General features: G+C 45.4%; 22 protein-coding genes and 1 pseudogene. 7 read left to right on the top strand and 16 right to left on the bottom strand.

Features of this window, described 5'->3' with window-relative positions:
• Positions 1-345 precede the first annotated feature (345 nt).
• Positions 346-1,044: an IS6 family transposase gene (locus AB2J24_RS19110; RefSeq protein ID WP_367386691.1), complete on the top strand. Its 699-nt coding sequence runs from the start codon at positions 346-348 to the stop codon at positions 1,042-1,044.
• 80 nt (positions 1,045-1,124) lie between these two features.
• On the opposite strand, the gene AB2J24_RS19105 is transcribed toward AB2J24_RS19110, so the two are convergent.
• From AB2J24_RS19105 to AB2J24_RS19075, 7 genes are all read right to left on the bottom strand, one after another.
• Positions 1,125-1,388 (bottom strand): RES family NAD+ phosphorylase, encoded by a 264-nt coding sequence (locus AB2J24_RS19105; RefSeq protein ID WP_367386707.1) that lies wholly within the window; start codon positions 1,386-1,388, stop codon positions 1,125-1,127.
• A gap of 17 nt (positions 1,389-1,405) precedes the next feature.
• A complete protein-coding gene (locus AB2J24_RS19100; protein ID WP_367386675.1) occupies positions 1,406-2,089 on the bottom strand; it encodes an IS6 family transposase in 684 nt (227 codons plus the stop codon).
• A gap of 118 nt (positions 2,090-2,207) precedes the next feature.
• A complete protein-coding gene (locus AB2J24_RS19095; protein ID WP_367386690.1) occupies positions 2,208-2,468 on the bottom strand; it encodes a hypothetical protein in 261 nt (86 codons plus the stop codon).
• Between the two features lie 33 nt (positions 2,469-2,501).
• Positions 2,502-3,107: an SMC-Scp complex subunit ScpB gene (scpB, locus tag AB2J24_RS19090; RefSeq protein WP_367386689.1), complete on the bottom strand. Its 606-nt coding sequence runs from the start codon at positions 3,105-3,107 to the stop codon at positions 2,502-2,504.
• On the bottom strand, positions 3,104-4,072 hold the full coding sequence (locus AB2J24_RS19085) for a DUF1403 family protein (protein ID WP_367386688.1): 969 nt from the start codon (positions 4,070-4,072) through the stop codon (positions 3,104-3,106). The genes scpB and AB2J24_RS19085 overlap by 4 nt, the downstream gene beginning before the upstream one ends.
• Before the next feature lie 277 nt (positions 4,073-4,349).
• Positions 4,350-4,643, bottom strand: a complete 294-nt coding sequence (locus AB2J24_RS19080) for a CcdB family protein (RefSeq protein WP_367386687.1) — start codon at positions 4,641-4,643, stop codon at positions 4,350-4,352.
• The gene (locus AB2J24_RS19075; RefSeq protein WP_367386686.1) at positions 4,643-4,864 is read right to left on the bottom strand and encodes a type II toxin-antitoxin system CcdA family antitoxin; all 222 of its coding nucleotides are present in this window, start codon (positions 4,862-4,864) and stop codon (positions 4,643-4,645) included. The genes AB2J24_RS19080 and AB2J24_RS19075 overlap by 1 nt, the downstream gene beginning before the upstream one ends.
• Positions 4,865-4,908: 44 nt before the next feature.
• Between AB2J24_RS19075 and AB2J24_RS19070 the strand changes: the two genes are divergently transcribed.
• Positions 4,909-6,021 carry a tyrosine-type recombinase/integrase gene (locus AB2J24_RS19070; RefSeq protein ID WP_367386685.1) on the top strand — a complete coding sequence of 371 codons (1,113 nt, stop codon included), beginning with the start codon at positions 4,909-4,911 and terminating at the stop codon, positions 6,019-6,021.
• A gap of 135 nt (positions 6,022-6,156) precedes the next feature.
• On the opposite strand, the gene AB2J24_RS19065 is transcribed toward AB2J24_RS19070, so the two are convergent.
• The 5 genes from AB2J24_RS19065 to AB2J24_RS19045 all read right to left on the bottom strand — a co-directional run bounded on the left by AB2J24_RS19065 (position 6,157) and on the right by AB2J24_RS19045 (position 11,130).
• A complete protein-coding gene (locus tag AB2J24_RS19065) occupies positions 6,157-6,615 on the bottom strand; it encodes a GIY-YIG nuclease family protein (RefSeq protein ID WP_367386684.1) in 459 nt (152 codons plus the stop codon).
• A 19-nt stretch (positions 6,616-6,634) separates the two neighbouring features.
• Entirely contained in the window at positions 6,635-7,948 is a 1,314-nt protein-coding gene (gene repC, locus AB2J24_RS19060; RefSeq protein ID WP_367386683.1) for a plasmid replication protein RepC, read from the bottom strand.
• Between the two features lie 218 nt (positions 7,949-8,166).
• Positions 8,167-9,147: a plasmid partitioning protein RepB gene (gene repB, locus AB2J24_RS19055; RefSeq protein WP_367386682.1), complete on the bottom strand. Its 981-nt coding sequence runs from the start codon at positions 9,145-9,147 to the stop codon at positions 8,167-8,169.
• A gap of 1 nt (position 9,148) precedes the next feature.
• Positions 9,149-10,330 carry a plasmid partitioning protein RepA gene (repA, locus tag AB2J24_RS19050; RefSeq protein WP_367386681.1) on the bottom strand — a complete coding sequence of 394 codons (1,182 nt, stop codon included), beginning with the start codon at positions 10,328-10,330 and terminating at the stop codon, positions 9,149-9,151.
• A 452-nt stretch (positions 10,331-10,782) separates the two neighbouring features.
• The gene (locus AB2J24_RS19045) at positions 10,783-11,130 is read right to left on the bottom strand and encodes a DUF736 family protein (RefSeq protein ID WP_367386680.1); all 348 of its coding nucleotides are present in this window, start codon (positions 11,128-11,130) and stop codon (positions 10,783-10,785) included.
• Between the two features lie 389 nt (positions 11,131-11,519).
• Here AB2J24_RS19045 and AB2J24_RS19040 point away from each other — a divergent pair, with 389 nt between their 5' ends.
• From AB2J24_RS19040 to AB2J24_RS19030, 3 genes are read left to right on the top strand one after another with little or no spacing between them, the layout of a single operon-like run.
• A complete protein-coding gene (locus tag AB2J24_RS19040) occupies positions 11,520-11,936 on the top strand; it encodes an antitoxin Xre-like helix-turn-helix domain-containing protein (RefSeq protein WP_367386679.1) in 417 nt (138 codons plus the stop codon).
• Positions 11,933-12,649 carry an RES family NAD+ phosphorylase gene (locus AB2J24_RS19035; protein WP_367386678.1) on the top strand — a complete coding sequence of 239 codons (717 nt, stop codon included), beginning with the start codon at positions 11,933-11,935 and terminating at the stop codon, positions 12,647-12,649. Before AB2J24_RS19040 ends, AB2J24_RS19035 begins: the two co-directional genes overlap by 4 nt.
• Positions 12,649-13,209 (top strand): suppressor of fused domain protein, encoded by a 561-nt coding sequence (locus tag AB2J24_RS19030; protein WP_367386677.1) that lies wholly within the window; start codon positions 12,649-12,651, stop codon positions 13,207-13,209. The genes AB2J24_RS19035 and AB2J24_RS19030 overlap by 1 nt, the downstream gene beginning before the upstream one ends.
• A 219-nt stretch (positions 13,210-13,428) precedes the next feature.
• Here the strand turns inward: AB2J24_RS19030 and AB2J24_RS19025 are convergent, their stop codons facing one another.
• The 4 genes and pseudogenes from AB2J24_RS19025 to AB2J24_RS19010 all read right to left on the bottom strand — a co-directional run bounded on the left by AB2J24_RS19025 (position 13,429) and on the right by AB2J24_RS19010 (position 16,571).
• A complete protein-coding gene (locus AB2J24_RS19025) occupies positions 13,429-14,157 on the bottom strand; it encodes a DUF2493 domain-containing protein (protein ID WP_367386676.1) in 729 nt (242 codons plus the stop codon).
• 574 nt (positions 14,158-14,731) lie between these two features.
• The gene (locus tag AB2J24_RS19020; RefSeq protein WP_367386675.1) at positions 14,732-15,415 is read right to left on the bottom strand and encodes an IS6 family transposase; all 684 of its coding nucleotides are present in this window, start codon (positions 15,413-15,415) and stop codon (positions 14,732-14,734) included.
• Between the two features lie 47 nt (positions 15,416-15,462).
• A complete protein-coding gene (locus AB2J24_RS19015; RefSeq protein ID WP_367386706.1) occupies positions 15,463-15,714 on the bottom strand; it encodes an ATPase, T2SS/T4P/T4SS family in 252 nt (83 codons plus the stop codon).
• A 64-nt stretch (positions 15,715-15,778) separates the two neighbouring features.
• Positions 15,779-16,571 (bottom strand): annotated as a pseudogene (locus AB2J24_RS19010) (IS6 family transposase).
• A 237-nt stretch (positions 16,572-16,808) separates the two neighbouring features.
• Between AB2J24_RS19010 and AB2J24_RS19005 the strand changes: the two are divergent.
• Together AB2J24_RS19005 and AB2J24_RS19000 are read left to right on the top strand one after the other, a co-directional pair.
• Complete coding sequence (locus AB2J24_RS19005; RefSeq protein WP_367386674.1) at positions 16,809-17,099, top strand: type II toxin-antitoxin system RelE/ParE family toxin; 291 nt, start codon at positions 16,809-16,811, stop codon at positions 17,097-17,099.
• A gap of 12 nt (positions 17,100-17,111) precedes the next feature.
• Complete coding sequence (locus tag AB2J24_RS19000; RefSeq protein ID WP_367386673.1) at positions 17,112-17,438, top strand: HigA family addiction module antitoxin; 327 nt, start codon at positions 17,112-17,114, stop codon at positions 17,436-17,438.
• Positions 17,439-17,622 lie beyond the last annotated feature (184 nt).

Here is a 17,622-nt window from a genome sequence, read left to right as displayed (position 1 = left end):
ATAATTCTCTTATTGGTTGAAAAAAATATTTTAATATTACTCTACATGTTGAAAATCAGGCATTTGTAGGTAAAAAATAAATGCAGACTTAGCTAACTTAAACATTCTTATGATTAATAGAAAACAGCATGCCACCTCCAATTTCTACCTCTACTATGATAGACTAGAAGTGCTAAGTTTGTCTTTTTTCGGCCAAGGTAAAAGGGAACATTTCAATGAGAAATGGCTTTGGTAGTGGCAAACGCTGACGGACAACACATCTTACTCATAGCGCCGATCACCATCAAAATAACGGCTTTGTCACATTAATATAATAGCAATGATATTTGTTTTAGAAGTTCTGGCATGAGCCAAGAACCTGTTAGTTACAAACATCACCGTTTTCCACCCGAGATCATTGCCCGAGCTGTTTGGCTGTACTACCGGTTTCCATTAAGCCTTCGTCTGGTTGAAGAGATGCTGCTTGAACGCGGGACCGTTGTTTCCTACGAAACTATCCGTCGCTGGGGCATGAAGTTTGGTCCGAATTATGCACGTCGTTTAAAGCGTAATCAGCCAGCCCCAAATGATGTCTGGCATTTGGACGAGGTTGTGATCAGTATTGGTGGTAAGAAGTATTGGCTTTGGCAGGCGGTTGATCAGGAAGGATATGTCCTAGATGAAATCGTACAATCACGCCGTAATACCAAAGCCAGACGTTTGTTGCGGCGCATTCTGAAAAAACAAGGATTGGCACCCAAACGGATAATTACAGATAAACTCGGATCCTATGGTGCAGCTCGTCGTCAAATCATGCCTCATATTGAACATCGTTCTCACAAGAGTCTCAATAACCGAGCTGAGAATTCTCACGTTCCACTGCTTAAGAGGGAAAGGATGAGGCAGGGTTTTAGATCTGTCGGGTCCCTGCAACGGTTTGTCTCCATTTTCTCTGCTCTGAGAAACCTCTTCGTCCCACCTCACTCAAAACGTAACGCTCTTGATATCCAAATTCATCGGTTAACCGCAATGGCTGAGTGGAAAACTGTCGCTGTTCACGTCTGATATTTGCATGAGGCACCATCATTGTGACTCATGTTAAACAACGTGACAACGCCCGGTTAGGAGGGTAGGAGCACTTTTGCTTAGTGCTCGAACAAGCGCGCATCCCACCATATGGGCGTTTCCAAACCAATCTTGATAAGATTGAAATCGTCATGATTGGTATTAAAAACGACATTTTGTTCCATTCTTGCAACAACAGATGGAACAATCATTATTGCTGATCTCTTTTCTAGGAACCACTCGCGTCCAAAACTTCGAGCAGGTTCACCATCTGGTCGTGCCCACCCATCAATTAGGTCCCCACTTATGGTAGTGTCGCAAAGTTTGTTGCTGGGTAAATTTATCCTAATTGTGAATACAGTTATCCTGCGAGTGCAGCAAACTGTTGGAAAACAGATTGGGTTGTTCTACCGAATTGATATTTGCGGATCATATGTGCGATCTCAATACCCTGCAGCGTTGCTGAAGCCGAGTGGAACGATTTAAAGCCCATCATGGGGCGTGTCAGTTTTTTGATAAACCTGTGATCCTGTTCTACTATATTGTTGAGATATTTCACCTGCAATATCTTGATCAACTTACTATCGTTCGTGAATTTCAACATTACATTGGTCCATAGCAGCCCTGCTAAATTGGCACCACTTTTGTCGATAACCACCTTGTCCGGCACATTGTTAGTATCGATGGCTTGTTTGAAGAAACGTCGAGCTGCTTTGGCATCGCGTTGCTCTGACAGCATGAAATCTAGGGTTTTGCCATTCTCATCGACAGCACGATAATAATAGACCCACTTGCCTTTAACTTTGATATAAGTCTCATCCATCCGCCACGATGAACTGATTCTTGATTTCCGGCGTTGCGCTTTAGATGCTATTATTGGTGAATATTTTACCACCCAACGGTTCAGAGTCGCATGATCAACTTCAACACCACGCTCCTCCATGATTTCTTCCAGATCACGATAGGAGACAGCATAACGGACATAGAAGAATACTGCATACAGGATGACACCTTTTGTGTAATGGTTACCTTTAAAGTCAATCATTTAAATCTCAATCTGAATAGACGCTGAACTAAAGGTCTATTACAAAATCAAGATGAACCGAGCGTAAACTTTGCGACACTACCAAGACGGGTTGGTCCAACAACTCTGGGTCTATGATTCAAGGCTGCTGAAGGAATGGATTCATGTCGGCGTGATTGTCGCGTTCGACTTTGGTGAAGAAACCGTGTGGGTTCTCAGGCGCATCAAAAACGACTGGGTCTATGGCTTTGAATATCCAAAACCCAAGCTGGTCGAGCACATATCCGAAAGCACCGCTATCCCAGACGTCTTGTTTGGCAAGCCTAAGCCGCCGGTTCGGCGAGCTGTGCGCTATCGGCGCCGGCGAGCCAGATTTTGAGCATGACCGGTTACGCCTCATTTGCTCGCTAGGCTGTCAACGGTGCTTTGCTCCCTATGATGATATCGATCCGATTTCCAACTCCGGCAAATCCCGCAGGCTCCGCAGATCAAACGTGACCAGGAACTCCGGCGTCGTCACAAAAGTATGGGGCGCTCCGCGCCGTGGTGCCCGTGGGCCGTCCGCAATGAGCTTTAGATATCGCAGCCGTGCGATCAGATCGCGACTGACTTCCTTACCGAAAATGTCTGCCATACCCGACCGATCAATCGGCTGATGGTAGGCAACGGCGCAAAGAACCGCCATTTCCATCTCATTGAACTCTGTCCGTGGTTGCCCCAGATCAGCAGCAGCCTTGATGGCATCAGCAAACCTTACTTTGGTCCGGAACATCCACCCACGGGCAACGGAAACGAGTTCATAAGGCCGCGACTTCAGTTCAGCCTGGATGTCATCAATGAGCAGATCGATGGAGACTGTGCTTCCAACAAGCTTCTGCAGCTCTTCACTGGGCACGGGCGATGCACTTGCAAAAAGAACCGCTTCGATCCGACCCATCCACTCGCGCCACCTTAGCTCAGCGGGTAGATCGTCGAGATCTCGGTCAAACAGAGCATGTTCGCTTTCAGTCACTGACTGCTTTTCCGAAAGCGCAGTCATTGCACCAGCCCATAGAGTCGAAAAGTCGGACGGCCCGTTAGTTCTTTAACAACGCCGAGCTCAACGAGGCGATCACACAGACGCCGGGCAGCGCGGCCCGTCATCGGCGTGCGGGTTCCACGGATGTGGGGCGACAGCATCCCGGATGGCGCGATGGCATCTTCAGCCAGGAACAGCGCAACCGCATCCTCTGACCCGCGTGTTCGGAGTTTGGGAGCAACTGAGCGAAGCGCTTCGGACCGGGAGGCTAGCTTAGTGGACAGTTGGAACGCCGTTTGCACACTTCTAGCGATTGCCGCTTGAATCGTTGTCTCAGAACCTCCTGCCCCATCCCGAAGGTCGCGCAGATTGGCTTTCGTCAAATGAAGCGCAGTCAACGGAAATAGGCGATCCCAGCCAAAGAACTTGGCGATGACGGCATCCGCAAGAACGCAGGCCAGCCGCTCAGATCGATCATCAACGGTGAGGACTCTGCCCATGATCTCAACCACAGCGGCCATCGGCCCGAACCGGATGGAGGTCGTCATGGCGGTTTCAATCCACTCGGCATTCCGATCATCGCCGTTTGAAAATGCCGCAACGTTGTCGATCCAATTCTTGTCTCCGATAAGCACACGCCCTGCCCTGCGCCAGTAATCCAAGACATCGCCATCAGGGCCCCAGTGCCGCATGCCCTCTTCGTCAGGCGGAGTCAGATGATAGGCGTCGCGGATATCGGTCTCTCGGGCCATCCGCCCTTCCAGTTTCGAGGTGGCAACGGCAACCTTCATGGCAAGGGTATTTGTCAGCAATGCCTTAGGGACTGCGTCACCGGATTGCTGTAGGATCATGTGCAACATGGCAAAACTCGCCCCCGACAAAAAGGCAACGTTTTGAGGCGTTTCCGCATTTGCAGAGGTGACCCAGCCAGGCAGTTTTGCTAGGTTCAATCGGTCGTCAGCGATGTTGGAAGACTGATATGTCATGCCACAACACTATCTCAACACGGCGCTTTTGCCTACCATATAGTGTGATAACCGCCCCACCTTAAACAGTTCTTTTATGTCCAATAAGTTTGCATTATCGGACATATAATGATAGTCCTACAGCATGCCTAAAAACAAACATGAAAATGCTGAGAAATTGAGCTCAAAAGCCCCTTCCTCATCGATCGACAATGAGGACGACGAGAAAGCACATCAGGTCGTGATTTCAGAGAACACCATCGGCGCTCTATACCTTACGGGGAGCGCGGCGAACCGATTAAAAACCATCAATAAGAATATCAAGAGCACGTTTCAATTCATCGCGCGCATGTTCCAGCGTCCCTATAGGATCACCCAATTCTTTTCCCGTAACAGAGGCCAATTCCTGAACGCGAACAATCCACGTTTGATCGGCAAATTCAACTTTTGGCGTCAGGCCGGGAAAAGCTGTATAAGCACCCTGCCCTCTCAACGGAGCGACAATCCGAGATGCCTCAATGCCAATCAGATCGGTCTGAAGATCAACGACAAAAATACCACTTTTCAGTTTAAAGACATCAAATTGAGCCATCAGAATGTTCGATGCTCAGCGAGCGGCAGGCCATTTTCTTTGACCTCCTGTTCATATGCATCGAGTGCTTCGCTGTTCTCTTCCCGCCAACGCCTATTGCGTTCTATTTTTGCTGCACTTGCAATTGCATTCTCAGCCAAACGAGACATATTAAGATCCAACTCCCGAGCCTCATCGAGAACATCGCGATCAACGGTTAGATTCACTTTCGCACGAGCCAATTCAGACACCTCTTCCATACGTATATTTAAGGAGTATAATACTTATGCCTCCTGAAAACAAGGATCAAGCTTCAAACCCAGTAGACGCCAAGCATTCAATCGACAATAATGGCAACGAGAGAACACATGATGTCGTGATTTCAGAGAACGTCATTAGTGTTCCGAACTCTGTTGCCGGCTCTGGTTCACTGGATCGCCTCATTGAAACAGCACAAGGCTATGCTGAGAAATCAACCTCTGAGAATACAAATCTAGCTTATAAGAAGGACTGGGAGTACTTTTGCAGTTGGTGCCGGCGCCGTGGAGCTGATCACCTTGAACCTGACCCGCAAGTCATTGGACTTTACATCACCGAACTTGCTTCACCACAAGATGCCTCCCCTCCCCTTGCCGTTTCAACAATAGAAAGAAGATTATCGGGTCTTTCTTGGAATTTTAAACAACGAGGATTAGTGCTTGATCGACAAGATCGTCATATTTCAACTGTCCTGGCTGGTATTCAGCGAGAACATGCTAGGCCTCCAAAACAAAAGGAAGCTCTGTTAGCGGAAGACATCATCAAAATGATCTCGATACTCCCGTTTGATCTCAGAGGCATGCGCGATAAAGCTATTCTTCTTATTGGATATGCCGGAGGTCTCAGGCGTTCAGAAATTGTTGGGTTGGATATTGGCAAAGATCAGACCGAAGATTCCGGCGGTTGGATTGATACCTTCGAAGACGGGGCCGTCATCTGGGTCAAAGGTAAAACTGGATGGCGAGATGTCGAGATCGGCCGAGGCTCCACTGATGCCACCTGCCCCATCCATGCATTGGAGCAATGGTTACATTACAGCAAGATTATACATGGTCCGATCTTCAGAGCCGTCACCAGAGATCATTCAAGTGTGAAAGCAGATCGACTTAACGACAAACATATATCCCGCCTTATCAAAAAATGTGTTGCTGAAACAGGTATTGGACCAGGTAAGGGAGACGCTGAGCGGGTCTTGTGTTTTTCCGGACATTCACTTCGCGCAGGCCTTGCGTCTTCCGCGGAAGTTGATGAACGCTATGTTCAAAGACATCTAGGCCATGCATCTGCGGAAATGACACGACAATATCAAAGACGCAGAGATCGTTTCCGTGTTAATCTCACGAAAGCTGCTGGGTTATAAAGCTCATTGTATTGAAGTCTGGAGAGGTCCTGTAAACAGGCCAGTACAAAATACACATCTGAGCGATAAGATCGCGCCTCTCCTGTCGATGTTATCGCACCAAAAATGTTTCATAAGTGTTTACAGTGAACCCAATTAGTTAGTTTGAATCGAAGATTTTCCTGTGAACGCCTTCAGAAGATGAGATTTACACCGAGAACAATCTGTACCCCCTATCCCGTCCTGCACAAAAGCCAATTGCTTGGTCTTTAGCATGAGATCAACGAGATCACACTCATTCCCACTTCTCTTCACATATGCACCAACTGCTTTTCCATGAATGGTAAGTTGATCAATATGCCAATGAGGTTTCTTATCCGATTTGAAATGACGGCTTAATCGGCTCCTTAATCCGCCCGGGCCCTTTGCACTCCCAGCGTAGAAGTAAAATCCCTTATCCAGCAATATACTGCCTGTTTTTGGCGATGAAAACTCAACTTCCTTTGAGAGAAACACGATCAAAACATAGGCTCCGCCCGCGGTTGGTATTTGATCTAATTGATTGATGGAATACCAATCAAGACCGGAACCAGAAAAGAGCGATTTCCAAATCATTTCTGAACAATTCTCACCATTACATCACAGCTCTTGCTTCATTGAGCCTTCCATAGAAGCTTCTTGCCAAATGAAGATCACCAGACTTGTGTTTATCAACGATACCACGCAGATATCCGCCCGGAGATGACACTTCGCCAGAACTGTACTTATCAAATATCAACGCAACGGCCGCTGCAGCGATGTGAGGACCAAGAATTCGCTGTGAGACGTTCCAAGCATCCTCAGAAATCCCAGCCATTGGCCTAATCTGACCAGCCATACGGTGAAACTCGTTCCAATCATGCAGATAGCCACCCATATCATGCGCCATTTCAGCAAATTTCGGACAGGCTTGCATCACAGTTGAGATATCAACTTCGGTGCTTAGTCGTTTTTCACCGCCCATTCCCCAATTGATATCATCTTCACCCATATCAGGTTCAACTGTTGCTGGTGTTTGAGCAGGTGCTTTCGGCTTCTTTCTTGTTTCGTTGATATTACTAGTTACAAGATTGGGTTGGTTTGTATATAGTATATGGGTCTCATTTTTGAGACTCTTGGGTGTATCTTTTTCAGTTAAAAGAGCATCATTGTCGTCAGCTTCAGAACTTTCTGATCGGGGATTCTTATCATCCGCAGTTTCCGGCCAATCAAATGCATTCTCGAAGGCTTCCTCAATGCGCAGTTTAAGCTCGTTGAACACATCCAAGATATTGAGCAGCTTGGAAGAACTCACAGTGCCACCAGGCAACATATCGATTAGACCTTCATATTCAGCTTTCAACGTACGCCACGGCCCTCTGAGGCCATTATCAAGGGCTTTGTCGATCTTGGCACGCATAATACGGCGCGAAACGGTCAGAGACGTTCTCAAAGACTTACAGAATTGGCGCTCTTCTTGAAGTTGGGCATGTAACACTTCAAATTCTTCAGCGCGGGCAGCCAGAGGAGACAAATCAAAGCCATATGCTTCGATTATATAGCCTTCGTCATCTCTGTGGCCGTATCTCTTACCGTTCGCACTGTCTTTGACCCAAATAACGCCATGCTCGAGCAATCGGCGTATATGACGTCTGAGAGCGGCTAGTGAAAATCCAGTTTGCTCCATAAGGTAATTGTTGGAAGCCCAGACAATAGGCCGCCTGCCCTGCTCCCAGTCTTGAGCCTTAGTAAATGCTGCGAAACAATCAAGAAGCATCACATCAGCGGACTTTAGACCAAGTGCCGAAGCAACACGCTTGATTGATACGATTGATTTTGTTTTGGATATAGATAGCCGTTCACCGACTTGAGCGTGCTTTTCAGCAACAACAAGACCCGGTGTTGGCTTGCGCCAACCATTATTCGTCATGATATTTACTCAACCTCCTTTAGTTTTAAGAAGGCAATAGAAATCCATTCACCAAAATCGATGCTATTTTCTTGACACTGATTCGCGGAGGGTGCTATCTAAGAACTGCTAAATACTTTTGATGAGCTCCTTACCGCATGGTTTGGGGCTTTTCTTTTGCCGTTATTTCAAATGTTAATCCTTCTATTTTTTAGTTTGCTGAAATTCCATCAACAATTCTATGTTGACTCATTTTCAGATTTAAACTGCTCGAACGCATTATTTAATAAATGATCGATGTTTCTATCAAGCCAGATGGCAAAGTCTTTACTGTTACCTTGGCTTTTCACCGACACAGTCAATTTTCTGCTCGAGCTACTAATTTGAACCCCATCTATCGGAGTTCTTGTTTGAGAAACTTTTTCTTTATGGGATGAGGTCTTTGATTCATTGATTAGCCGAGCAAGTCGCTCATCGGAACTTAAATTATCTGGCAATGAATTTAAGAACTCAAAACTTTTGACTTCATCCAGAAGTCCTGATTCGAACGCCGCGACCAAACTCATCCATTTAGGTCGACCAGCCTCCGGCGCTGAACCAATTTTATCACCTAATGTATCTGGAATGGTGCGAGTGACGCGCTCTAACTGCGAGAGCATGCTCTTGCTTATATTCAATGCCTGGCACGCAGTGGAGCGTTCGTAACCCTGCTTTATGATATCGGAGGCGAACCTTGCTCTTTCATAAAAACTCAAATCTGATCGGCTCGAGTTCTCAAGGCCTTTTGCCATTAATGCGGCAGTATCATCAAGGGTACGAATTAGCGCCTTAACGGTTATACCAAGTTTCTTACATGCTAGGATCCGGCGCCTACCATATATAACCTCAAAACGACCATCGTGATCCTTTGCAGGCCTCAGCAGTACTGGAACCTGTTGTTCTGATGCTGAGATACTTTCAGCCAAATCATCGATGGAAGAGGGCAATTTATCAGAGTTTACAGCTGTAAACTCTGTATCTAATCGATCAACGGGCCCCCATGGGAGGATAAGTTTTGTATCAATCTCCTGAATTCCACCAAGACCGGCTCTAACTGAACCTATTGTACCTCTTGGCAAAGAGCGTTGTGCCCGTTCACGTGGCTCATTGAGGCCTGCCGGTGACACAGTGGCAGCTGTAATCGCGGCCATTATTCCATCTTTATTTTTCTTGATCGCCATATTATCTACCCCACGCACTTTGGATTAGCCGTGAAGTCTCAGAGCCCACTTCATCCATACTAGCTCTGGCGCGGTCATATGTTGATCGGGTCATATCAGATCTAGTAACCTCATAAATAGACATCTTTAACATTGCAGCATCCGCTATACCCGTACTTCTCAACCCGGTAGAAGCGAGCACACGGTCTTGAAACAAAGCTCTCATCAGGCTTACAATTTGCTGACTAGGAATATCGGTGGGATCATCGCGTGTTATCAGAAACGAGAAGAAATCATGGTTTAGTACAGCTCCGGTATCTTCAATCACTTGAAGATAGGCCGATGTCATTTCTATGAACTGTTGAGTTGAGGCCAAATCAAGCATACTTGGCGTCATCGGTATTAGAACTGATGTCGCCGCATATAAGCCAGTTAATGTCAAAAATCCTAGAGCTGGTGGACTATCGATAATAACAACATCATAATCTCCCTCAACTGTTCGAATGGCAGAGCTCAAGCGTTCAAAAAAAGCAACGCCCTGACCAGCATTTACCGCAGTCTCAGTTTCGAACTCGCTCAAGACTAGTCTTGCAGGTGCTAAATCAAGATTTGGAAAATAGGTCTTGATGATGGTATCGGACATTGGGACCGGATTGTCATAACGAATTGCGTCGTAAATTGATGCGCCGTCAAACTCTAATTCTGATTGAATTCCACAAAACCCAGTGAGACTGCCTTGAGGATCAAGATCAACAGCTAAGACGCGATAGCCATTTAAAGCTAAATAATGACACAAATGAATTGCGGAGGTCGACTTAGCCGAACCACCTTTGAAATTCATCAACTGAATAATTTGAAGACTATCACCATCTCGGCGCCCAGGCATATATTTTCCGGGTGTGCGGGAACCATTCTCGAACGAATGGCGAATTTCATTTAGCTCAGAACCGTTATAAAAACGGCGTCCATTTTTAATGATATCTGGCTCGTTGATAGTTCCGTCACTATGACACTTACGAAGAAATTGCCCAGTAACACCTAATAGCTCAGCCGCTTCTGTGGCACTAAATATTCGTAATTCTTTTCGATCGTCCGGTGCATAAGCCTGCCGTAAATGTGTTGACAAAGCCGTTCGTAATCGTGTTGACATCTGCTGTGTAAGTTCAGATTGTGAGTTTGCCAGTATAGGCGCAGTTTGGATCATGGTTGCAGTTTCTCAGCATTTTAATGTTTATTTGCGCAACTAAGCCCCAATGTTCCTTAATTTTTCGTTAAGTCAAGACCCTTGACGGAAGGGAATCATTTGATTCCGTCTATTGGACTATAATTCTCTATCTTTCACCAAGTTTACAGCTGTAAACTCGCCATTATTAATACATAATCAGTCGTTTCGTGCGTTTCACACCTCATTTTGCGAATCGATTCTTTCTTCTGCTTAAATTCTCATGTCGATATAATTTGAATCCCTTAGAAGCGACGCTGATTTATTAAACATTACCTCCATATAAGTCGAAGCAGGTAATCTTTTCTCCTAACGTGACATTAGCAAATATGAACGGTCTCTAAGCGATATTAATAGCGATCCTCCTCGTCATAATTTGCCTATAAACATTTGGCCGATCTTATGTGACCGGCCAAATTGATCGGGCGTGGTTGCTACGCCGCGTAGTTTGAACGTGGTCCCCAGGCGATGACTGCCTGAACGCTTTCATCATCCTGACCGGCGGCCATACCGAGATTTGCGTTGAAGCCAAATTCGCGGATGTTCAGAGTGAAATAATCTTCATTGGTTACCTGGTTTTGTTTCTTCCAAACTCCACCAACTTCAATTGCTTTACCGCTTGGTGAGCGAGCAAGAACACGATGCGTTGGAGCTAGAAGGTTTTGTGAATTGTTTGGTTCAAGTGTGAAGTCCAGATCAAATGTCAGTGTTGAGATTGATCCAGAAGCTCGTGAAGTTGCGATATCGTCGTTTTCGAACTTAATAATGTTTACAGTAGTCATTGTCGTTCTCCTTGTTGGCGTTGCGAATGATGGTCGCAAGGCAGGTGTCTTAGGCCCTCGTCCTACCGGAATTTATGGAGGCGAAGCGGAGCGGAGAGGGGCGATTTGAATTCTTTTTGGCTCGCGAGGAATGCCCAATGAAATGTTTGGCAATCTTGATTGACAAAGGCAGGGGAAAAAGAAAGAAAATAACCTTAGGGACAGCGACGACATCTGCGACCAACATTCATTAAAGCAGAAGCCCGTTTAGGAGAACAGCGTTGAATACGCGTTCATATTAAACGATAAGAAGTCGCATAACCGAGGTGTTTAGTTTTAACTCGGTCACTTGTAATTGACATCAAGCCTTATCATATGATATACATCACATATTCATATGGAGTTACACTATGTCTCAAGCAGCTTTGCAAGCACCAGAAACAAAGCAATTGGTGCCGTTAAATGAGAAGGATCAAATTGCAGCAATCATAAAAGCAGTTGTTCGTACTGCAGACGCATGGGATTTAACCAATGCCGAGGCTGCTTCACTGTTTGATGTTCCTTCAGCCACCTGGAGCCGTATGAAAGCTGGATCCTATAAAGGCGTATTAGATCAGGATAAGGTCACTCGTGCTAGTCTGTTAATTGGCTTGTTTAAGGGGCTACGTTTGCTATTCAACGGTCCTTTAGCCTATGGCTGGCCGAAAACGAATAACAATGGCCCTGACTTTATGGGACAATCACCTGTTCAGGTTATGATAGCCGGTGGCATTCCAGCGATGATGCGTGCCCGCCAACATATTGATGCGCTTCGGGGTGGTATGTGATCAATCCAGACAATGTGCCGATTGTTCCTTTTGAACAACGAGACACAATAAGACTGATCTCAACAGCTTATATTGATGAACCAGCTCTCACCCCACTTGTTGATGACGAAGACGAATTAGATTTTCTGGCAAGTATCGAAGAACTAACGTCCTCTCGCCAAAATACAGGAATGCCATTACCTTCGGGCATATTCGCTCAAGAACTCCTGAATGAACATGATGGTTATGGATGGACGTATGTGAATGCTGCGTTTTGCTATACCCGGTCGACTGGCAACAGATTCAATGGCCCAGATAGAGGAGCTTGGTATGCCTCTTGGGGAGAAGGGGCCGTTGAAACCGCTCATGCTGAAGTATCATGGCATTTAACCAGAGAGCTGGAAGCCACCGGCATATATGAGAACATTACGAACTACCGAGAACTCATAGCGAGTTTCATAATTGATATGCATGATTTACGAGAGTTTGCTGATGATGATATTTTCGCTTCAGACCCTCACCAAGCCTATCCCCAAGGACAAGCGTTGGCAGCCTCGCTAAGACAATCTGGCTCACAGGGCATCATTTATCCATCCGTTCGCAGGGCAGGGGGCTTATGTCTTGCTGCATTTCGTCCACGCTCAGTACAAAATGTCCGGCAGGGTGACACATGGAAGTTTGAATGGTCTGGAGATCCAACGCCCAAGATAATGAAAGGGGAGGGGTCTATTTAATGCCAACGCAAGAAAACCAGATGCTTGCTAGATCCATCGCTGACGCATTTGGCGGCGTACCAGCGGTGCAGTCTTTCTACGATGATGGTAAATCTCATGAGATCGATATCATCAAATGCCAGAATGACCCTGACAATGGCCTAAGTTCCTATTCCACTATAGGACTATCGGATGTTGAGATATTCAATATTGAACGCCAAAAATTGGATTTCGGTGTGAAACTTATTGGCATTTGTGAGAGCGAAGCGGAGCTCTTCATGAATATTGTCTCAACATGCGCATTCAATATTATAAAAGACAAATATGGAGTCTATCCAGGTGTTATCCATCCAAATGTTTTCCGGATGTATGATGGTCTTTCAAACACATTGGACCACGCAATGCTGGTGGATCCCTTTATTTGGGAAAGTGCCTTCCAATCCCGGGAGCTTGAAACGAAGACGGTCGCGTTTCTTCAGATCATTGGCACATCAGAACTCGAGAGTGATTTTGCGAAAGAAAACGGGACAGATGAGCTTGAAGATCTATTCGAGCAGTCCGGCATCGATATTTTGACATAAATCGAGAATCCATCGTTTAATCGGTGAAGGTTGGATAGAGTTCTAAAACCCTATCCGTTTCACTTGTATTCCAAGCTTCTTAGCTTTATCCGCCAAATTCTCAGTAATACCAGTACCGGGTGTTACGACCAGGCCTTGTGGCAAGGTTTCCAGTAATTTATCATTTCGTTTAAATGGTGCAGCGTTACGATGCGCTTTCCAATCTGGTTTAAATACGACTTAGGTGACGTTTCTGGCGTCGGCCCATTTGGCAGCTATGAGTTCAGCACCCTTTGTTGAGCCGCCATGTAAAAGAATCATGTCCGAATATTTGCTGTATGTGGCGTCCAACACTGACCATATTTTGTGATGGTCCTGATAATCGCCACCAGAGAAAGCAATTCGTGTGCCTTCAGGGCATAGGTTCTCAGTTTCCTTTCGGCGTTTCGCCATCATATATGATTTACTATCAATGACGGACGCTGTTAGAGCTTTGTTTGAAATTCTTGAGCCTGTTCGTGGAAGCCAAGCCGATCCAGTTTCAGAAGCAAAGCATTCGGTTGCATGTTCTCGCATCCCCTCATAGGCGGTTATATGTTCAAATAACTTCTCAGATTTTGATTGTAGTCGCTCCAGTTCGGTTGATCTTACTTCGGAACCATCCTGTTGGGTGATCATTTCCTTGATCTCGAGTGAGACATTGTCAGATTGCTTACTCAGTTGGACTAATCGACGATGAAATATATTTGTCAAAGACCAGAGCATTTCTTCAATATCGTTCTCAAGTTGGGAACCTGATAGAAGGTCTGATACGGAATCGAAGAGCACCCCGATAGAGAATTCTACTTGATCGGTCTCTGGTAATTCGCAGTGATCAGTCTCATCAGAACTTGGCGTGGCTCCTAATAATGCCAGTTGATCAAGCATATGAGCAGTTTGGCTAGTGGATGAACTTTCTGAATTTTGCATGTTATTGTCCTTATCTGACCTATTCGTTTTGGATAGGACGATAAAGGATCGACGGCGTCCGGTTTGCATCCACCGAAGGGAATAGGATCGCAGCGAAGCGGAGAATGGAAAGGAGCAGAAAATTGCTGCCGCGAGGAATGCCCGTTCAACTATGTTGGAAAGGGCAGGGGAATTTTCTACGTATGACCATTGCCTACTGGACGAGGGTGGCTCTGCACCCGACCCGTTGATCTATCGCTCCGACCAATCCAAAGGCAATTGGGCAGAATTGGATCATTTCTTGCTTTTGGAAATTGGAGTCAACCAAGACTGATGTCTGCTTGTCGCATCCAAAGGAGAGATGCCATACTCGCGTTTAAGAGTCATAATCTGGCCCGTTGCGGACGTTCCGGAAATTCATCAGGTTTTCATTTATCGCGCATAAATTTAAATAGACGTAGTGATAATTCGATCAAATCAACCCAATATATTTTTTTGTTTTTAAGACAATATACGAAATCCAACATTGGAGCACGTTGTGCGGTAGTGTCGCAAAGTTTGTTGCTGGGTAAATTTATCCTAATTGTGAATACAGTTATCCTGCGAGTGCAGCAAACTGTTGGAAAACAGATTGGGTTGTTCTACCGAATTGATATTTGCGGATCATATGTGCGATCTCAATACCCTGCAGCGTTGCTGAAGCCGAGTGGAACGATTTAAAGCCCATCATGGGGCGTGTCAGTTTTTTGATAAACCTGTGATCCTGTTCTACTATATTGTTGAGATATTTCACCTGCAATATCTTGATCAACTTACTATCGTTCGTGAATTTCAACATTACATTGGTCCATAGCAGCCCTGCTAAATTGGCACCACTTTTGTCGATAACCACCTTGTCCGGCACATTGTTAGTATCGATGGCTTGTTTGAAGAAACGTCGAGCTGCTTTGGCATCGCGTTGCTCTGACAGCATGAAATCTAGGGTTTTGCCATTCTCATCGACAGCACGATAATAATAGACCCACTTGCCTTTAACTTTGATATAAGTCTCATCCATCCGCCACGATGAACTGATTCTTGATTTCCGGCGTTGCGCTTTAGATGCTATTATTGGTGAATATTTTACCACCCAACGGTTCAGAGTCGCATGATCAACTTCAACACCACGCTCCTCCATGATTTCTTCCAGATCACGATAGGAGACAGCATAACGGACATAGAAGAATACTGCATACAGGATGACACCTTTTGTGTAATGGTTACCTTTAAAGTCAATCATTTAAATCTCAATCTGAATAGACGCTGAACTAAAGGTCTATTACAAAATCAAGATGAACCGAGCGTAAACTTTGCGACACTACCGATGGAGCCAGGATGCCCAGTATTGATCGCTTCAAGGAAGTTATAAGCTTCAGCTCCTCTGAGCTCACCGACAATCAATCTGTCGGGTCGCATCCTCAGTGAACTCTCAAGCAGTTTCGCTGTTGTTCGATCTGACCCTTCGCGTCGGTTTGCAACCAGAGCAACAGTATTGGCATGCGTTGGTCGAAGCTCCACAGCATCTTCAATTGTCACCAGGCGTTCTGCCGGGCTTGTCGCAAAGATTATCAGAGGCCGTAATTACCCATGAGCGGCTCTACTTTCATACTTTGTTAACCCATTGAACGCCGAAGAGGTGCCCGATTAGTTCATTCTGATTGTTAACATTCCAACTGCACGATTTACCAAAGCCCTTCCTCAACCATAACATAGCTTCAAAGCCTGCAATTGTTCGCCTGGCCGTATTGAAGGATTGAAAACAACCAACCTTTGGCATGTTCTTCTTGACCCGAAAGTGATCGCTTTCAATGCCTTGTTGGAGATGTTTAGTGACATAATGTACGGGGTTGGGATGGAGCAAACCTTCGTCTACGGACGTTTTGATTGTAGATGGAAATGTGTTTGCACCATCGGTTCCAAGCTTCTGTGGTGCAAGCAAAGGCTCATCCTTTAACACCTTGCGGAAGAACCGCTTTGCCGCATCTAGATTACGCTTTGCTGAAAGCAAGAAATCTACTGGGTTGCCATGTTTATCGATGGCTCGGTATAGATATTTCCACTCGCTGCCCGACAGTTGATTGCAAAGCAATCAATGAGAGGGGTCCTCTAATTTTGACATAAGTTTCATCAATTCGAATTGAACCACAATGTGATTTGCGGAACTGACGCAATCGCTTCTCTATCATGGGCGCATAAGCCAGTACCCAACGATTAATGGTACTGTGATCAACCTCAAAACCACGTTCCAAGAATATTTCTTCAAGATCTCTATAGCTTAGCGGATAGCGCAAGTACCAAGCCACGGCTTGTATGATCAGTTGTGCTTCAAACTGGCGGCCTTTAAAATCATGTTTGGATCGGGACTTCAGCTTTTTTGCTATGGCATTGAGAATCACGACGCAGTACTCCAATAAATCAGAGCACCGTTTCAACAGCCAAACCTCAAAATCACGTTAACTCAATAAACTTTGCGACGAGCCCCCATTTATGGCAACGTCCCCGAGGTCGGCTTGCCTAGGGGCTTTATCTACGCCGGCGAAAGGAACGCAACATGACCCACCAAATCCAATATATTAGTGACATCCGTCACGTGACGCTTGACATTATGGTTTTTTGACACTACTTTTGCTTTAATGAAGATTACAGATGTAAGGCACAAAGGTTTGCGACGTTTTATAGAGCGTGGCGATATCTCAGGTTTACCAGCACAGTATGTTGGTAAGATACGAAACATTCTCGCATTTTTACAAAACATGGGTAGTCAAGATGAAGTGCGCTCAATTCCGACATGGAAAGCACATAAACTTACCGGGAATCGTAAAGGTACATGGAGTCTTTTTGTGTCTCGGAATTGGCGCATAACATTTGTAATTCATGATAACCAAATTGAGATTATAAATCTCGATTTTGAAGACTATCATTAAGGAGTTCAGATAATGGCAATAGTTGGAGATTATCGATTAGCAGTACCCCCACATGTTGGTGCATTTATAAAATCAGAAATAATTGACCCTGAAGGTCTACAGGTTACGAAAGCTGCGGAAATTTTAGGTGTATCTCGTCAAACGCTTTCAACCTTTTTGAATGAAAGGGCAGATCTGTCTCCAGATATGGCTTTGCGGATCGAAAAGGCCTTTGGAGTAAAAATGGACACGCTTATGAATATGCAAGCGAGTTATGACATAGCAAAGGCAAGAGCTCGAGAAGATGAAATTCAAGTTCAACCTTTTGTATCAAAATTAGAGCCTGCAAGCTTTTCATAGGCGATATTGTTCTTGCCAGAAATTTGATTGTTCTATTGTTTGTAGAATAGGGCCAGCGGTATTGCCAAGTTGTTTGCACCAGATTGTAAAGGATTGTGGATGGCTAGATCAAGCCTTCATTTCTGTGGTGTAGTCGGCCCAGAGACTAAACGCATCAGAACGGGCGTGGCGGTAAGAGGCTGCA

It is taken from the genome of Lentilitoribacter sp. EG35 (genome assembly GCF_040784015.1).
Classification (GTDB): domain Bacteria; phylum Pseudomonadota; class Alphaproteobacteria; order Rhizobiales; family Rhizobiaceae; genus Lentilitoribacter.
This window is presented reverse-complemented; position numbering and strand designations above follow the sequence as displayed.